The 16,304-nt window shown below is 46.3% G+C and carries 19 protein-coding genes; 7 read left to right on the forward strand and 12 right to left on the reverse strand.

The window, feature by feature from the left end:
* Nucleotides 1–18: 18 nt before the first annotated feature.
* Nucleotides 19–939: a DMT family transporter gene (locus HH301_RS00585; RefSeq protein ID WP_169566095.1), complete on the reverse strand. Its 921-nt coding sequence runs from the start codon at nt 937–939 to the stop codon at nt 19–21.
* A 167-nt stretch (nt 940–1,106) separates the two neighbouring features.
* Here HH301_RS00585 and HH301_RS00590 point away from each other — a divergent pair, with 167 nt between their 5' ends.
* Together HH301_RS00590 and HH301_RS00595 are read left to right on the forward strand one after the other, a co-directional pair.
* Entirely contained in the window at nt 1,107–1,805 is a 699-nt protein-coding gene (locus HH301_RS00590) for a hypothetical protein (protein WP_169566096.1), read from the forward strand.
* A gap of 117 nt (nt 1,806–1,922) precedes the next feature.
* Nucleotides 1,923–2,720 carry a glutathione S-transferase family protein gene (locus tag HH301_RS00595; protein WP_169566097.1) on the forward strand — a complete coding sequence of 266 codons (798 nt, stop codon included), beginning with the start codon at nt 1,923–1,925 and terminating at the stop codon, nt 2,718–2,720.
* Between the two features lie 65 nt (nt 2,721–2,785).
* On the opposite strand, the gene HH301_RS00600 is transcribed toward HH301_RS00595, so the two are convergent.
* From HH301_RS00600 to HH301_RS00620, 5 genes are all read right to left on the reverse strand, one after another.
* Nucleotides 2,786–3,415 (reverse strand): CoA transferase subunit B, encoded by a 630-nt coding sequence (locus HH301_RS00600; protein WP_169566098.1) that lies wholly within the window; start codon nt 3,413–3,415, stop codon nt 2,786–2,788.
* A gap of 13 nt (nt 3,416–3,428) precedes the next feature.
* Complete coding sequence (locus tag HH301_RS00605) at nt 3,429–4,127, reverse strand: CoA transferase subunit A (protein ID WP_169566099.1); 699 nt, start codon at nt 4,125–4,127, stop codon at nt 3,429–3,431.
* A 172-nt stretch (nt 4,128–4,299) separates the two neighbouring features.
* Nucleotides 4,300–5,553 (reverse strand): methyltransferase, encoded by a 1,254-nt coding sequence (locus HH301_RS00610; RefSeq protein ID WP_169566100.1) that lies wholly within the window; start codon nt 5,551–5,553, stop codon nt 4,300–4,302.
* An 8-nt stretch (nt 5,554–5,561) separates the two neighbouring features.
* On the reverse strand, nt 5,562–6,542 hold the full coding sequence (locus HH301_RS00615) for an NADPH:quinone oxidoreductase family protein (RefSeq protein ID WP_169566101.1): 981 nt from the start codon (nt 6,540–6,542) through the stop codon (nt 5,562–5,564).
* Nucleotides 6,543–6,640: 98 nt separating this feature from the next.
* A complete protein-coding gene (locus HH301_RS00620) occupies nt 6,641–7,666 on the reverse strand; it encodes an asparaginase (RefSeq protein ID WP_169566102.1) in 1,026 nt (341 codons plus the stop codon).
* A gap of 76 nt (nt 7,667–7,742) precedes the next feature.
* Between HH301_RS00620 and HH301_RS00625 the strand changes: the two genes are divergently transcribed.
* The 4 genes from HH301_RS00625 to HH301_RS00640 all read left to right on the forward strand — a co-directional run bounded on the left by HH301_RS00625 (nt 7,743) and on the right by HH301_RS00640 (nt 11,441).
* The gene (locus HH301_RS00625; RefSeq protein WP_169566103.1) at nt 7,743–8,294 is read left to right on the forward strand and encodes an RNA methyltransferase; all 552 of its coding nucleotides are present in this window, start codon (nt 7,743–7,745) and stop codon (nt 8,292–8,294) included.
* Between the two features lie 64 nt (nt 8,295–8,358).
* Nucleotides 8,359–8,886 carry an invasion associated locus B family protein gene (locus HH301_RS00630; RefSeq protein WP_169566104.1) on the forward strand — a complete coding sequence of 176 codons (528 nt, stop codon included), beginning with the start codon at nt 8,359–8,361 and terminating at the stop codon, nt 8,884–8,886.
* Nucleotides 8,887–8,964: 78 nt separating this feature from the next.
* Nucleotides 8,965–10,119, forward strand: a complete 1,155-nt coding sequence (gene rlmN, locus HH301_RS00635) for a dual-specificity RNA methyltransferase RlmN (RefSeq protein ID WP_169566105.1) — start codon at nt 8,965–8,967, stop codon at nt 10,117–10,119.
* A gap of 110 nt (nt 10,120–10,229) precedes the next feature.
* Entirely contained in the window at nt 10,230–11,441 is a 1,212-nt protein-coding gene (locus HH301_RS00640; RefSeq protein ID WP_169566106.1) for an argininosuccinate synthase, read from the forward strand.
* A 49-nt stretch (nt 11,442–11,490) separates the two neighbouring features.
* On the opposite strand, the gene HH301_RS00645 is transcribed toward HH301_RS00640, so the two are convergent.
* The 6 genes from HH301_RS00645 to HH301_RS00670 all read right to left on the reverse strand — a co-directional run bounded on the left by HH301_RS00645 (nt 11,491) and on the right by HH301_RS00670 (nt 14,571).
* Nucleotides 11,491–11,796: a hypothetical protein gene (locus tag HH301_RS00645; RefSeq protein ID WP_206378106.1), complete on the reverse strand. Its 306-nt coding sequence runs from the start codon at nt 11,794–11,796 to the stop codon at nt 11,491–11,493.
* Nucleotides 11,797–11,809: 13 nt separating this feature from the next.
* Nucleotides 11,810–12,697, reverse strand: a complete 888-nt coding sequence (folD, locus tag HH301_RS00650; RefSeq protein ID WP_169566108.1) for a bifunctional methylenetetrahydrofolate dehydrogenase/methenyltetrahydrofolate cyclohydrolase FolD — start codon at nt 12,695–12,697, stop codon at nt 11,810–11,812.
* Nucleotides 12,697–13,029: a DUF167 domain-containing protein gene (locus HH301_RS00655; protein ID WP_169566109.1), complete on the reverse strand. Its 333-nt coding sequence runs from the start codon at nt 13,027–13,029 to the stop codon at nt 12,697–12,699. The genes folD and HH301_RS00655 overlap by 1 nt, the downstream gene beginning before the upstream one ends.
* Nucleotides 13,029–13,313 (reverse strand): YggT family protein, encoded by a 285-nt coding sequence (locus HH301_RS00660; protein WP_169566110.1) that lies wholly within the window; start codon nt 13,311–13,313, stop codon nt 13,029–13,031. Before HH301_RS00660 ends, HH301_RS00655 begins: the two co-directional genes overlap by 1 nt.
* 94 nt (nt 13,314–13,407) lie before the next feature.
* Nucleotides 13,408–14,064 carry a hypothetical protein gene (locus HH301_RS00665; RefSeq protein ID WP_169566111.1) on the reverse strand — a complete coding sequence of 219 codons (657 nt, stop codon included), beginning with the start codon at nt 14,062–14,064 and terminating at the stop codon, nt 13,408–13,410.
* A gap of 57 nt (nt 14,065–14,121) precedes the next feature.
* Entirely contained in the window at nt 14,122–14,571 is a 450-nt protein-coding gene (locus tag HH301_RS00670) for a VanZ family protein (RefSeq protein WP_169566112.1), read from the reverse strand.
* Between the two features lie 117 nt (nt 14,572–14,688).
* Here HH301_RS00670 and HH301_RS00675 point away from each other — a divergent pair, with 117 nt between their 5' ends.
* A complete protein-coding gene (locus HH301_RS00675) occupies nt 14,689–16,146 on the forward strand; it encodes an undecaprenyl-phosphate glucose phosphotransferase (protein ID WP_169566113.1) in 1,458 nt (485 codons plus the stop codon).
* Nucleotides 16,147–16,304 lie beyond the last annotated feature (158 nt).

Consider the following 16,304-nt stretch of genomic DNA (forward strand, 5'->3'; position numbering starts at 1 on the left):
CGGCCCCTGGAAACTTTCTCATCCGACAGCCGCATTCTTGCTTTGCGGTTCTGACTGGCCTTTCTTGGCTTCCCGCATGGCGATATACACCGAAGAGGCGAAGATAACTGCAGCCCCGATCCAGACATAGACGTCCGGCTCCTGCGCAAAGAAAATAAAGCCAATAATCGCTGAAAAAACAAGACGAGAGAAATCAAATGGCATTACAAAAGTCGCATCAGCGACGGCATAAGCCCGGGTCATAAACAAATGTCCAAAAGTCCCACACAACCCCATAGCAGCGACAATGATCAAGTCTTCCAAAGTTGGCATCTGCCAAACAAACAAAGCCGGGACAAGTGACATTGGTAAAATAATTAGCTGCACCCAGGCGACCATGGCAGGTGTGCTTTCAGTCCGGGCCAGCATTTTCACACATGTAATGGAGCAGGCCATCGTCACAGCTGCAAAGAGGGCGAGATATGTTCCTGCGCTTGGCTCAATTGCACCTGGACGCAGAATGATCATTGCACCAATAAAGCCAACCGCGATTGCTGCCCACCGCCTGATGCGGACAACTTCATGCAACACGACAATTGCTAAGATAGTCCCAAAAATTGGCGCCGTAAAATTCAAAGCAACGGCTTCAGCCAGAGGAATAATGGTCACAGCAGCAAACCAGGAGACCATTGAAACGAACCCAAATATGCTTCGAACAGCATAAAGACCCGGCCTTTTCGTCTTCATGGCACTGACGCCATTTTTCATAAACCAGGGGATCAACACAACTAAGCCGGCCAAATTGCGCAAGAAAACAATTTCCAGCACATGCATCCCGGTGTCAGACAAATATTTTATAAATCCGCCCAACCCTGCGAGGAAGAAGCACCCAATCACCATGAGAATAGCGGCTTGAATTGCGGCAGGGGCATTTGTAAAGGGACGGATCGAAGAACGCATCGATATCATAGCCTCAGGATAGTACGCTTGCTCATGGATTTAAATAGTTATGTTTGCAGAGCAGCCCTGCGTTTTTTCGAGGTACTATATTCATAAAATCTCATTTTTTTCTTTTTTATAAGTTTTTGGACTATATTTTCATATGAGAACAAAAAACCAGAGACAGTATGCCAATAAAGATTTTGACAATTATTACCCTATACCTCTGCAGCTATCAGGTAAAGGCAGCTGATATTGTGATGGCGGATGTCACTGGCATTCATGGGAAACAAATCGGATCCTACAACGGGGCCGTCGGAGGCGTTTTTAAAGCCCTAAAAAACTATATTGAGACACAGACAGACCTAACTTTTCAGCCCATGAACGCTCCGCGAGCTTACCGATTATTTTACATCAATAAAGTTCAATGCGTAACACCAGGTTCGGTAGATGTGAACGTGGAAGAAAAGAAAATTGTGGGTAGCAAACCTTTGGCTACCGTAAGATGGGTTGTTTTCTCTAACTCAAAGCCAATTGTTGATAATTTGAAGGGCTTCGAAGATTTATTAATCGGAATTCCTTACGATAAAGATGGCATGCAAAATATCCTCCCCGAAGGAAACTACAATTATGTGGTTAATCACGACAATTATCGTCTTGCCAATCAATTAAAAAGAGGGCGGATCGATGCGATGATCATGGTTTGGGAAGAGTACCAATCCCTTGTTCGGGATTATGGTGAGTTCAAAGATTTCTTAAACGCCCATGAAACCCCGCTATATGTGCAGAAACTTGGCGTAATCTGTAATCAGGGGCCAAAAAGCAAATACATAATTGATACCGTCAATGAATTTGCAAAGTTTGAACCCTCCGCCCTCTCCAATTAGCTCTTACCAAAATTGCCGTCTCTTCTTGCCTAGATTTCATTTCCCTAATACGTTCAGAATATAAGCTAACCACCTCAGAAATAAGAAACAGCAAAAGATTTTGGGAGCCTCGTCAGAATGAATAAACGCGCAACGATTTATCACATACCAGTTTGCCCTTTCTCCCAACGGCTTGAGATTTTATTGGCGCTGAAGGGAATGGAAGATGCATTGGAATTCAAGGTAGTGGACATCACTAAACCCAGAGATCCGGAATTGCTGGCTAAGACAGATGGAACCACCGCATTACCAGTACTGGAAACACCAGATGGAGAGATATTAAAAGAAAGCCTTGTTCTCTTAACATATCTGGATGAAGTCCTTGGGTCCAAGCAGATCAGGAGAGCGTCCCCCTATAAGCATGCAATCGAAAATCTAATGATTGCGAATGAAGGCGCCTTTACAACAACTGGGTACCTATTTGTGATGAACCAGGACGATAACGAACGGGCAGCGCTAAGAGAAAAACTGTTAGGTCACTACGCTGATTTCAACAAATTTCTGATGAAGTACAACCCTGATGGCACCTATCTGTTTGATGACTTTGGCTTGGCCGAGACAGTATATACACCTATGTTCATGCGGTTCTGGTTTCTTGAATATTATGAAGATTTCCACATCCCTGAAACAGACGATTTTGCACGCGTTAAAAAATGGCATTCAGCCTGCCTGGAACACCCAGCCGCTCAACAAGTTTGCAAAGAAGAAATCGTGAAACTTTATTATGACTACGCCCGCGGGTTTGGGAACGGAGCACTACCTGAAGGCAGATCGGTATCAAGCTTTAACTTTAAGCCAGACTGGAAACATCGTCCCTGGCCACCCCAGAACAAGTTCCAGTTTGCCTCCGATGCAGATTTAGGACTGACCCAATAATAATAAAAAGCCCGGTCATGAAACCGGGCTTTAAATGTTTTCTGTTAGATTTTGATACCGTTCAGTTACTGAACAATATTGGCTTCTGTTTTTGCCAGAACCTCGTCCATGGTCACATCCGGTGCCAGTTCTACGACTTTCAAGCCGCCTTCTACCACATCGAACACACCTAGATTAGTGATAATCCTGTCTACCACTGCTTTACCAGTTAGTGGCAGTGTACATTCTTTCAAAAGCTTGCTTTCACCTGCTTTATTGGCATGGTCCATGATAATCACGACGCGCTTCACGCCGGCAACCAAGTCCATTGCACCGCCCATTCCCTTGACGAGCTTTCCTGGAATCATCCAGTTTGCCAGATCTCCTTTTTCGGAGACTTCCATCGCACCCAAAATTGAAAGCGCAATATGTCCACCACGTATCATGGCAAAGCTATCAGCGGAGTTAAAATAACTGGTACGATTCAGCTCAGTAATAGTCTGCTTCCCTGCATTAATGAGGTCAGCGTCAATCTCATCCTCTGTTGGAAAAGGTCCCATGCCAAGCATGCCATTTTCTGATTGCAAGGTTACATCAACCCCATCAGGGATATAGTTGGACACAAGTGTGGGAATACCAATTCCCAGATTTACGTAGGTTCCGTCTTCCAGTTCCTGTGCTGCGCGGGCAGCCATTTGATTACGATCCCAAGGCATCATTTATCTCCTTTCAGGCTTCCCGAATAGTCCGCTGTTCAATCCGTTTTTCGTGCTCTCCTTTAAGGATCCGCTGCACGAATACGCTCGGCGTGTGAATATTGTCTGGATCCAAAGACCCGAGAGGAACAATCTCTTCAACTTCAGCAACAGTCACTTTTCCGCATGTTGCTGCCATCGGATTAAAGTTGCGGGCAGTTTTCCGATAAACAAGGTTTCCGTGATCGTCACCTTTCCATGCCTTTACAATAGCAAGGTCTGCAACAATACCCCGTTCAAGGATATAGGTTTCCCCATCAAAGACCTTTTCTTCTTTGCCTTCGGCAATCAGTGTACCAACCCCTGTTTTTGTATAAAACCCAGGAATACCGGCACCACCAGCACGCATCCGTTCAGCAAGCGTTCCTTGTGGATTGAATTCAAGCTCTAGTTCTCCGGACAGATATTGGCGCATAAATTCTGCATTTTCACCAACATAGGAAGAGACCATCTTCTTCACTTGCTTGGTTTGCAGCAACAAGCCCAGCCCGAAATCATCGACACCAGCGTTATTGGAGTAAACGGTGAGATCCTTAACACCAGAATCCCGAATAGCAGTGATCAAATTTTCCGGGATACCACAAAGGCCAAAACCACCGGCTGCGATGGTCATCCCATCAAACAGAAGGCCGTCCAGCGCACTTGCGGCATTTTCATATAACTTATTTGCCATTAGTGATGACTCCTACCTTACCCTATTTCTGTGTACAGTTTCGTTTTCCTAGCCCATCGGCCAGTCTGCGGACCGCGAACTGGTCACTGCACATGTGAGTTCGGGGCAGATCATAACCATATTAATCAGGATTGGAAATGTCCTTTTTTCGCAACTGCACACTGACAAAATGTCAATCAGAGTTGAGCCTCGAAGACTTCAGCCAAAGAATGTTCCACCCGTTTAACAATTTGAAAAAGGGAGCGAAAAGACTTCGAAACTTTTCCCAATTCAAATTCAATTCAGACTGAATATCTGAAAGCGTCCGAACACCATCAATCAATGCAACGATCTCGGCACTCTTCTCCGGTAAGGAAAACTCAATTTGTTCCCCATCGAAGGTAATCGGAAATTTGTTTTTTCCCTTAAATGCAGCGGCTAAAGCCTCTGGAGGGTTCCCTCTTTTCAGGACGGGAATCATTCCAGGTTCTATGCTTGCAACATTGGGACGGGCTGAGTCTTTCAGGACATAGAAAAGGTGAATTTTCTGGGTCCCACTCATATTTTCCGCCAATGCCGCTCGCTCTTCTGGCTTAAGCTCTCGGGCTCGCTTGATCAGGTCTTTGTCTTTTAGATAAGTAACCGGATCATATTTTACGGGCTCAATGAACGTGATTAGCTGAAGACCTGCAGATTGAACAAAGTCATAGACTTCAGGAACCGTATAGCTGCGATCTCTGGGATGCAGAAGCAGGTCAAAAAAAGCTGCGTCTTCTCCCAGTTTATGGTCTCCAACAAAAGGATTCCGAACAAGCCAGTTTGTCGATGGCAACTGCTCTACAAAGGTTTTGGCCAAAGGAACCTGTTTCTTTTGAGGAAGATCGCGGGTCAACATCTTCAAGGCGTCCTGGACATGATAAACGCCTGTCCGCCCCAGCGTGGCATAAACCATCAGACCCATACCACCTTCGTCGGTCAATACAGCCTCTAAAGCCTTTAAACCTTCTTCCGGGTCTTCCAAATGATGAAGAACCCCGCAGCAATCTATGTAGTCAAAGGGCTCAAACCCCATTGACGGAAGCTCAAGAAGGGAACCTGTATGAAACTCCATATTTTGAAGCCCCCTCACTTTTGCACGGGCTTCAACCACCTTGCGACTAGCTGTTGAGAGGTCCAGGTAGGTTACTGTTCCAGCATTTCCGTGATCGGCTAGCTGTTGCGCCAGCATGATCGCAGCATCGCCGGTTCCCCCACCCGCAACAAGCGCTCTGAAGGGTTTGGAAAAATCTCTTTTTCCGCCAAAAAGGTAGTGATTAACCTCTTCCAGATTACTGGGACTACCGAAGATTAAACGTTTTCGCTCATCTTCAGGATCGCGAGGTGGATAGGGAAAGTCCTCATACTGGTTTTTGACCGCTTGGTCTCTCCCTTTCCGTCCTTTAGCCACAGATCTACCTATTCCTTGACCGTAATGATCACTTTCCCGGTAGATTTACGGGATAGAAGCGCCTTCATTGCATCTGCTCCCTGCTCCAATGGGAAATGCATGGAAACATGCGGCTTTAATTCACCACGTTCCACCATATCCAGCATAGCCTGGAAGTTAGCTCGGTTTTTTTCAGGATTACGACGCGCAAACTCGCCCCAGAACACCCCAACAACTGAACAGCCTTTCAGCAACGCTAGGTTCGTTGGTAATTCAGCAATTCGGCCAGACGCAAAACCGATGACAAGCAAACGGCCTTCCCAGTTGATGCAGCGCATAGACTGGTCGAAAGCGTCGCCCCCAACGGGATCATAAATCACGTCAGCACCCTTACCACCGGTCAGTTCCTTGACCCGGTCCTTGATGCTCTCCTTGGAATAATTGATCACATGATCGGCGCCATATTCCTTGACGATGTCAAACTTTTCATCTGAGCCGACAGTCCCGATCACTGTGGCGCCGAGGGCTTTACCCAGCTCAACGGCATTCAGGCCAACACCACCAGCCGCGCCATGAACTAGAAGAACTTCACCCTTCTTCAAATTCCCTCGATCAACTAGAGCATGATACGTCGTACCATAAGTCACAGGAAAACCGGCCGCCTTATCAAAGGCCATATTGTCAGGAATAACGTAAGTTCCGTCCTCCGGAGCGACCACATATTCGGCAAAGCCACCATGACCATGGTTAGACATCACACGATCACCAACCTTGATTTTTGTGACACCCTCGCCAACCTCAGTAACAATTCCAGCGCTTTCCATTCCTGGAGAGAACGGGAAAGGCGGTTTAAACTGGTACTTCCCTGCGATCATCAAAGTGTCCGGAAAGTTCAGGCCAACTGAATGAACTTGTATTTTGACCATGCCTTTGGAGACTTCAGGCTCTGCAATATCTTCCATGACCAAGATGTCAGGACTACCAAATTCTTTACAGACTAATGCTTTCATTTTCTTCCCATTCCTCGCCCGTTTAAGGGGTTATTCTGATTTTTTGCGCTGCACAAGTTAAGTCAGTTTTACGCGTCGGGTCAATTAGGTGATTTGCATTAATTGTCGATAACCGACATATGCCCCACATTCATCTTGTTCCAGTTGGTGATTACAGGTGCCGTGAAATCTGCAGTTTCACGCCGCATATCCTCTGACATGACACCTAAGAGCTCAAGAATTCCGCCGAGTGCAACTTCAGCCCCGCGCTTTGTGCCATCCAAAGTCTTAAGTGCTATACCCAGTCCTTGGTCGGGCAAAGCAGCGAGATAAACGCCTTCTGCCCCGACCTTTGCGATAACAGATCCTTTTGCGGATCGGTTTAGTGCGGTGCACAACCGATCAGATCCGGCAATCATTTCAGGTGCTTTTGCAATAGCACTCTGAATCCGTTTGCAAGCCGCAACACGATCGCCTGAAAACCGGTTTGGGTCCGCAAATCGCGCTATCGCCATCGCAGAGTTTAAAAGGGGAATTGCAATTGTCGGAATAGAGCAGCCATCAATGCCAACTTCAGCTTTTTCCAGATCGAGTCCGGTAAACTCCTCCAACACTTTCACAATTCGTTGCTGAACAGGATGATCCAGACGAATATATCCCTTGTGATCCTCTCCTAGATGTAAAGCAGTCGCCAAAAACCCGGTATGTTTTCCAGAGCAATTATTATGCGCGGTTGTTGGCATCAAACCTTTTGCAGCCAGAGCTCTCTCTGCAGGCGGGTAGGTCGGCCAATGCGCCCCGCATTCCAGTTCCTCGATAGATAGACCTAAACGCTCTAACCATTTTGTGACTGCACTGACATGAATGTCTTCCCCAGTATGGGACGCGCATGCAAGGGATAACTCCTGCTCAGATACGGAAAACGCATCCGCAGCCCCCGTTTCGACCAGCGGCAAAGCTTGCACTGGCTTGATTGCTGAGCGGAGATATACTGGGCTTTCCACATTTCCCCATGAATGCAGAATGGCACCATCACTATCCGTCACCACAGCGTTGACGTGATGCAAGCTTTCCACCATCTTGCCGCGCCATACCTCAACTGTGATCGGCTCGCTGTTCGTGTTTTTTGGATTTTGCTTTAACATGGGGATTGTCCTAGCGGATAAATTTTACTAACTCTCTCAACCATATCCGATGATCTGCCATGGAGTAACCCTATTTATGTCAAGCAGAGGCTATTTTGGAATTGGGATTGAAGGTGTCAGCAAACCAATGAACGCTGGCAACCTTTTCAGGACCGCACATGCGTTCGGCGCAAGTTTTGTTTTCACAATTGGTGCTGAATATTCTGTTCGCCAAGCGCGCTCAGATACCAGCGTCGCTCCCAAAAATATCCCCTGGTATGATTTTGAAACCATTGACGACCTGCAACTCCCCAAAATGTGTAAACTTGTCGGCGTCGAGCTCTTGGATGAAGCAGTGGAACTTCCCAGCTTCTACCATCCAATTAGCGCCGCCTATGTCCTTGGGCGAGAGAGAGGTTCACTCTCACCCGCACTTCAGGAAAAATGTGATTATTTCATCAAAATTCCGACAAGTTTCTGTTTGAATGTTGCAACAGCGGGGGCCGTGGTTATGTATGATCGTGTCATTTCCCATGGCCGCTATGCCAAACGTCCAACGAGCGAACTTGGCAAAGCAGTTCCGCTTCCTGATCACGTGCAGGGAAAACCAAAGAACCGTACCTTGAAGAAGGCAAAGGGTTTAGGGTAGCATATCCGGGACCCTTTGATGGACATAGACGAGCACCGTAACCAAGAGCAGACAGACTGAGATCATGTTAAATAACTACAGAATGAAAGCACTGGGATTAGTCCTATTTGGGACACTGAGTTTCGCCGCCTCAAATACTTTAGCAGCTAGTAATGACCCACGTGCGCTTGGGACATTCAAGGACTGGAGCGCTTATACCTGGGTCGAAGCCGGTCAGAAGGTTTGTTATATGTTGTCACGTCCACTGAAGTCGCTGCCCACAAATGTCAGTCGCGGTGATATTTATATGATGGTTACCTACCGGCCCAAGTCACGCTCCAAAGAAGAAGTCAGCCACGTAACAGGTTACCCGTACAAAGATAAATCGACTGTTGATGTCATAATCGACAAACGAAAGTTTAAGTTGGCTACAGATGATGACGTCGCGTGGGTTCCAGAAGGCGAAAGTGATGACAAGCTGATCAAAGCCATGCGCGGTGGTTCCCGCATGACGGTCAAAGGAACATCGTCACGTGGTACGGACACCACGGACACATATTCATTACAAGGCTTTACAGCGGCACATAAGCAGATTAGAAAAAGCTGCAGCTAGAGACCGGCAAGGCCGGACGAATTTTTCGGAGCGCACCGGTAAGGTTTTGCGCTCCTACTATAGAAGTATAAGTGACCCATGGAACACCTAATCCCAGATGTGGAAGCTGTCGACCGGCAGCCGGAGCTATTGGCTATCCGCAAAAGCCTTGTAGGGATGACCCGCAAAGAAATGGCGGATGCCCTTTTTGAAACGGGAACCCCTGAAAAACAGGCAAAAATGCGCAGCCGGCAGCTGTTTCATTGGCTTTATTATCGGGGTGCCAGTTCGTTTGAGGATATGACATCCATCTCTAAGGATATGCGGGCACTACTACCAGAAAACTTCACGGTTGAGCGGCCTGAAATTACAAGCCTACAGCAATCCACAGACGGCACCCGTAAGTGGCTTGTCAAGTTTCCTGATGGACAGGAAGTCGAATCGGTTCATATTCCAGAGGAGGATCGGGGCGCACTTTGTGTCTCAAGCCAGGTAGGTTGCACCCTGACATGCAGCTTTTGCCATACAGGCACTATGAAACTTGTGCGGAACTTAACCGCTGGTGAAATTATCTCCCAGATGTTGGTCGCACGGGACACGATTAATGAATGGCCGAGCCCAAAGGGTAACCGGATGATTTCAAACATCGTTATGATGGGTATGGGTGAACCCCTGCTGAATTATGACAATGTGTCGAAAGCCCTGCAGATCATTATGGATGGGGAAGGCATTTCGCTTTCCAAGCGGCGGATTACCCTATCGACATCTGGCGTTGTTCCTAAGATCTATCAATGTGGTGAAGAGCTGGGTGTTAATCTAGCGATCTCGCTTCATGCGGTTAGCAATGATGTTCGAGATATTCTGGTTCCAATCAATAAGCGTTATCCGATCAAAGAACTTCTTCAGGCTTGTAAGGACTATCCCGCCAGTAATAATGCCCGCCGGATTACATTCGAATATGTGATGCTGGATGGGATTAACGACAGCCCTGCGGATGCCCGTGAACTGGTTCGCCTGTTGAAAGACATTCCAGCCAAGGTCAATCTAATTCCGTTCAACCCATGGCCCGGTAGCAACTACAAATGCTCCAGCAACAATGCGATCCATCGATTTGCCAAAATCGTCAATGATGCTGGCTACTCCTCACCTGTGCGCGTTCCACGTGGTCAGGATATCATGGCTGCCTGTGGTCAGTTAAAAACGGCGAGCACAAAAGAGCGGGCCTCAGCCCGACGACAAGCCGTCAACAGCTAATTCAGAATGCTGCAAGGGATGCAGTTGCTTTCCCTTGCAGGCCATTCGCTTTTCCCCTATTTTGCGCGCTTCAATTATTCGGACATTGTTTCTCATTAAGGGTTATCGTCATGTCTAAAGACATTAAAAAAGTCGTACTGGCCTATTCAGGTGGCCTGGATACGTCTGTCATCCTCAAATGGCTCCAGACAACTTACAACTGTGAGGTTGTGACCTTTACCGCTGATCTTGGTCAGGGTGAAGAACTTGAGCCAGCCCGCCAGAAAGCGGAACTGCTGGGGATCAAAGAAATCTACATTGATGACCTGAGAGAAGAATTTGTCCGCGATTTCGTGTTTCCAATGTTCCGCGCAAATGCGGTTTATGAGGGGCAATACTTACTCGGCACGTCAATCGCCCGCCCACTAATTTCCAAGCGACAAATTGAAATCGCTCATGAAGTTGGTGCAGATGCGGTCGCCCACGGAGCGACAGGCAAAGGTAATGACCAGGTTCGCTTCGAACTGGGCTATTACGCACTTGATCCAGATATCAAAGTGATTGCCCCTTGGCGGGAATGGGACCTGAACTCCCGGACCAAATTGATCGACTTTGCTGAGAAAAACCAGATCCCGATCCCTAAGGACAAGCGCGGTGAAGCACCATTTTCTGTAGACGCCAACCTTTTGCACATTTCAGCTGAAGGTAAGGCTTTGGAAGACCCTTGGGAAGAAGCGGGTGAATATGTTTATTCTCGCACGGTTGCGCCTGAAGATGCTCCGGACACACCCACATATATTGAGATCGAATATGAGAAGGGCGATCCGATTGCTCTGGACGGTAAGAAACTGAGCCCGGCAGAAATGCTGACGGCCCTAAACAAACTTGCTGGAGACAACGGAATTGGCCGCCTTGACTTGGTAGAAGGGCGTTTTGTTGGCATGAAATCCAGGGGCATTTATGAAACCCCAGGCGGTACTATCATGTTGGAAGCGCATCGCGGGATTGAGCAAATCACTCTTGATCGCGGCGCGATGCATCTAAAAGATGACATTATGCCTCGCTATGCTGAGCTGATTTACAATGGCCTCTGGTTCTCACCTGAAAGGGAAATGCTCCAGGCATTGATTGACAAGAGCCAGGAAAAAGTTTGCGGCGTTGTCCGCCTTAAACTGTTTAAAGGTCGCGTCAGTGTCGTCGGACGGAAGAGTAAATTCTCTCTCTACTCGATGGAACATGTCACTTTTGAAGAAGATACAGTTTACGACCAACGGGATGCAGAAGGCTTTATCAAACTTAATGCCTTGCGGCTTCGTTTGCTGCACCGTCAAAAAGGCGGTTGATTCAAGCAATCTCAGGAGAATACGAAAGGCGCCTCAAAGGGCGCCTTTTTTAATGCCTTGGCCCCGGCGGATCCTCATCTATTTCGAAATCCTGGACCTCTTCCACATAAGGGACGTGTCGGTCTTTGATGAAGAGAAAAGCAGAGAACGCGCCACCACATACGCCACCGATTGCCATCATGGTGGAGACTTCTGGCATCCAGCTCAAATCCCATTGAAGGCCAAGCACACCTACGAGCAACAACAAACCAGCTCCTGGAATGGCCAACAATACTATCCCTGCAACCACTCCTGTCAGAACTCCAACAACAACAGTTTTTAGGAAGGCTAAATGTGTTCTGTTTATACTTCTCATTAAGAGTATATAGTTATTCGATCTCAGGAATTTCGATATTATTGCTTCGGCAACAGGCTGTTACGGTATTAACCAGCAGAAATGCTATTGTCATGGGGCCGACGCCTCCAGGAACTGGCGTGATTGCACCTGCTTTTTGTTCAGCTTCTGGATAGCAGACATCACCAACCAATCGGCTTTTCCCGCCCTCGGTTTCGATCCGGTTAATCCCAACATCAATAACAGTTGCGCCGTCTTTCACCCAATCGCCACGGATCATTTCTGGACGCCCAACTGCCGCGACCAAAATATCAGCAGTACGGCAAAGGCCAGGAAGGTCTTTGGTTTTGGAATGTGCAATTGTTACTGTGCAGTTTTCTGCCAGTAATAAACTGGCCATGGGCTTGCCCACAATATTGGAACGCCCGACAACCACCGCATTGAGGCCAGATAAATCTCCGATACGCTCTTTCAAAAGTGTAATGCAGCCGAGTGGCGTACAAGGCACCATTGCATCCAGCCCCACAGCCTGGCGACCGGAATTAATCACATGGAACCCGTCCACGTCTTTTGCAGGATCAATGGCATTAATCACAGCCATCTCATCAACTTGTGGCGGGAGCGGGAGTTGCACCAGAATACCATGAATGGTGGGATCATTATTCAGCCGGTCGACAACAGCCAAAACTTCAGCTTGCGTTGCGTCTTTCTCCAGCCGAATTTCCTCGGACTTCATGCCCGCTTCTACTGTGACTTTGTTTTTATTTCTCACGTAGACCTGACTGGCGGGATCTTCCCCCACTAGAACCACAGCAAGCCCGGGGGTAATGTCATATTTGGATTTCAGAAAGGCAACCTGCCCTGCAACACGCTCCCGGACAGTTTGGGCATAGGCTTTTCCGTCAATTCGCTCGGCTACCATCAGTTGTTCACCTTGTCTCTTTGCTCAGAAAACCAGACTTGCAGCTTAAGCAGGGAAGACGAAACCTCTCCACCGACAAAAACTGTCTTATTTCGGTCTGTTTGCCCCTGAATTACTTCCAAACTGCTCGGTGAACAAGAAAGAAATTTAGACAGAAGCTTTATTGCAGCTTTATTCGCCTTTCCTTTTTCGGGCTGAGCTGTCACGCATAGTTTTAATCGATTTCGATCACTGCCCTGATAAAGGCCATCTATTCGGTTGGCAGAGGCGTTTGGCTGCAAACGCAAAAAGAGCCGAATTCCTTCGGCTCTTTCTTCAAAAGGAGGCTCCATTAGTATGCCACCAAAAATTCCCACATCAGGTTTCGAATAAAGTAGAGTAATAAGATCAGCACAATCGGCGTCACATCCAAACCACCAATTGAAGGAATGATCTGCCTAAGCGGCCTTAGCAGCGGTTCCGTTATCCGATAGAGAAATTGCCCAACAGTTGATACAAACTGATTTTGAGTGTTAATCACGTTGAATGCAATAAGCCAGCTCATAATCGCATTTGCAATGAGCAGCCACACATATATTTCAATTACAGTACTGACTAGAACGACCAAGGATTGCATGTTTTCACTCTGCCTGTTTTTTGGATGTCTCTACATTTAGTCATCTTCACCAAGTAGAGCAAGGCTAACTGCATATCCTAATCAAATTACCATCCTATTTTATCAGGGAATAACTAGTCGCATTCAATGCCTGATCTGTTATTTCGATTAGAATACGCCTCACTTGATTTTCAGAACTCAGCTCCGTTAGACCCTCAGCCTTCATATCAATATAGCTTTTGGGAAAGGGAATTGTTCTGATCGGAGAAGCGTTTAAATTATTTGGCCCAATTGCCATAACGCCGCTTCCGAGGTCAAGAGTTGAAATTCTGTATTGACCAGAATTTTTGAATTCTTCTGGATGAAAAGAGTCTTTCAGACTTTTGTTCCAAGTTAATAGACGGGAGCCATCACCCGTTATATTTGCCACGATTTGAGTATCTGAGCTTTTAATCGTTTCGATTATTAATGGGCTAAAAGCCAATGAGAGGGGGTCGAAGGAGATTTGAAGATTTCGAACTGCTAGTAGCGGCTTAACCGTTTTATCACGATCTGAAAATGTGATTTCAGAAATATTTGCCAAACCAGACCAGAAGAAAACATCAACCTCTCCCACAGAGGTCTTCATCAATGAAGTTTTCGCCATATCATGTTGAAGACGCTCAGCAAAGCCATTCTTAAACTGCCAAATAAGAGTTGTAAGTGTCGCTCCTCCCCCAATCAAAATGATTAGAAACAGCGCCCAAAAGACCAATGTTTTTGACGATATCATTTCCAGACCTCCAAACTTCAGAAAACCTGGATATAATTTATAGTTTATTTATTTCAATTAATTTATACTATTGGTTGTTTTTTTCCGATAGTGCCAAATGCTGCCCAAAACTATCGCCGTTACAAGTCCACTTGTATTTGCGAGCATATCCGCATATTCAAAATGTCTCCCCGTTAAAGGCTGTACATACTCGATTCCAATCCCAATCAAAAATGAGATAGTCACAACTAACAACCTGTATTTAAAGCTCCGCCAAGCCAAGACACCGATTATACCCAAGCAGAAATAGGCAAAAGCATGCTGAATTTTATCGCTTATCGCCACTGCAGTTTCCGGCAAGGTATCAACAGGTATAAGAGATCCAATGGTAATAACAGTTGCAATCACGACCCATAATAGCTTGAGAAGGTGATGCGCAAATTCCCTTTTACTTTTTAACAACTGACACTCCGATGCAACGCCGTTAACCATTTCTATAAGTCTTTTTCTTATTTTAATAAAATCCAATGACCAAGTTCCCTATAAATGGAGCGGCTTTGGATTTGGTTCTTTTGTAATAAGTAAGCGTAATTCGAATAAAAACCTATATACTAAGTTGCATATTGATCAGAAAGACTGACTTGGATGAATAAGTTGAGTGCTATTCAGGAGCAGAAACTGACATTAGAGGGGGGCAAAAGTTATCCACTTTCGTCAAAGGTCCTCTCTGGTTTATTTAGCTTTATCGATACGCTTCTTATTGTTGCGGCGGGATATTCGGCATATGCCCTGATTTTGGGAAGTCCGCTCTATATTCGTGAAATCTACCTGTTTGCGATCTTCTTTATCTTCAGTTCCTACTTTTTTGTTGGCCGATATGCAGGGATTTATGAATTTTCAGCAATAATGGCACCGATTGGGGTGATTTCCAGGATCGGCGGCGCTTGCGTGATCACTTTTCTTCTGTTGTTAGCCCTCGCGTTCTCTCTGCATATCTCGGATGAATTTTCCAGAATCTGGATTTACAGTTTCTTTGCTCTGTGTTTTGGATTTATCGTTTCAGCCAGAATTATCGGATATATCCTGATGATCTATCTTGCGAGAAAAAGACTTATCTCGCGAAACATTGCAATCGTCGGCGCAGGACCTCAGGCCAATCATTTGATTGAAGAACTGAGTCACGGTCAAAAATATCCTCTGAATAACGTTGTTGGTCTTTTTGATGACCGCGCGTCCCGGATTGATACCTCAAAATTAAAATGCGCTTTCTTAGGAAATATTGAGGCCCTGAAACAATATACACGGAAGCGACATGTCGACGATATTGTTGTCGCCCTTCCCTGGCATGCGGACGAACGCCAGGCAGAGATTGTACAGCAACTTCGTGAGCTTCCGGCCCATGTGCATTTAGTCTCAGACCTTGTCGGTTTTAGGTTTCCTAATAAGCCCTCGCCGAAGCATTTTGGATCTATCCCAATGATCGAGGTGATCGACTCTCCACTCTCCGGATGGGGTGTGATGTTAAAGTGGCTTGAGGATAAAATTCTGAGTGCACTCTTGATCCTATTATTCTCTCCGGTCTTCATTTGCCTAGCTTTAGCTATCCGCCTTGAAAGCCGTGGCCCTATTTTGTTCAAGCAAAAACGTTATGGGTATAACAATCAGGAATTTGAAATCTTCAAGTTCCGATCAATGTATCATGGTGACGTACCGGAAAAAGTCACAAAACAAGCTACGAGAGACGATCCCCGAATAACAAAAGTTGGCAAATTTATCCGCAGAACCAGTCTCGATGAACTTCCGCAATTATTTAATGTGTTTCTTGGATCTATGTCATTAGTAGGCCCACGCCCTCACGCTGTGGATCACAACGAAGAATATTCTTCCTTGATCGAAGGATATTTCGGTCGGCACAAAGTCAAACCCGGCATCACAGGGTGGGCCCAGGTTAAAGGCTTGAGGGGCGAAACTGATACGCTAGATAAGATGGAGGCCCGTGTTAAACATGACGTGTATTATTGTGAAAATTGGTCGATCCTTTTTGACATTCAAATTCTGATCATGACGGCCTTTGTTGGCTTCATCAACAAGAACGCCTATTAAAAAAACGGACGAAAAAACTAATGCCTTTCACCTTTCAAGCGAGTAATGCACTATTTATTTACACTTTTCTGTGTAAAGAAGGGTGTAGTGGGGGATTAGAGCTATGGAATTCACCAAAATTGAATATTTTACGTCCAAACTTTGACAAAAAGAGCGGT

The organism is Sneathiella limimaris (assembly GCF_012932565.1).
GTDB classification, from domain to species: domain Bacteria; phylum Pseudomonadota; class Alphaproteobacteria; order Sneathiellales; family Sneathiellaceae; genus Sneathiella; species Sneathiella limimaris.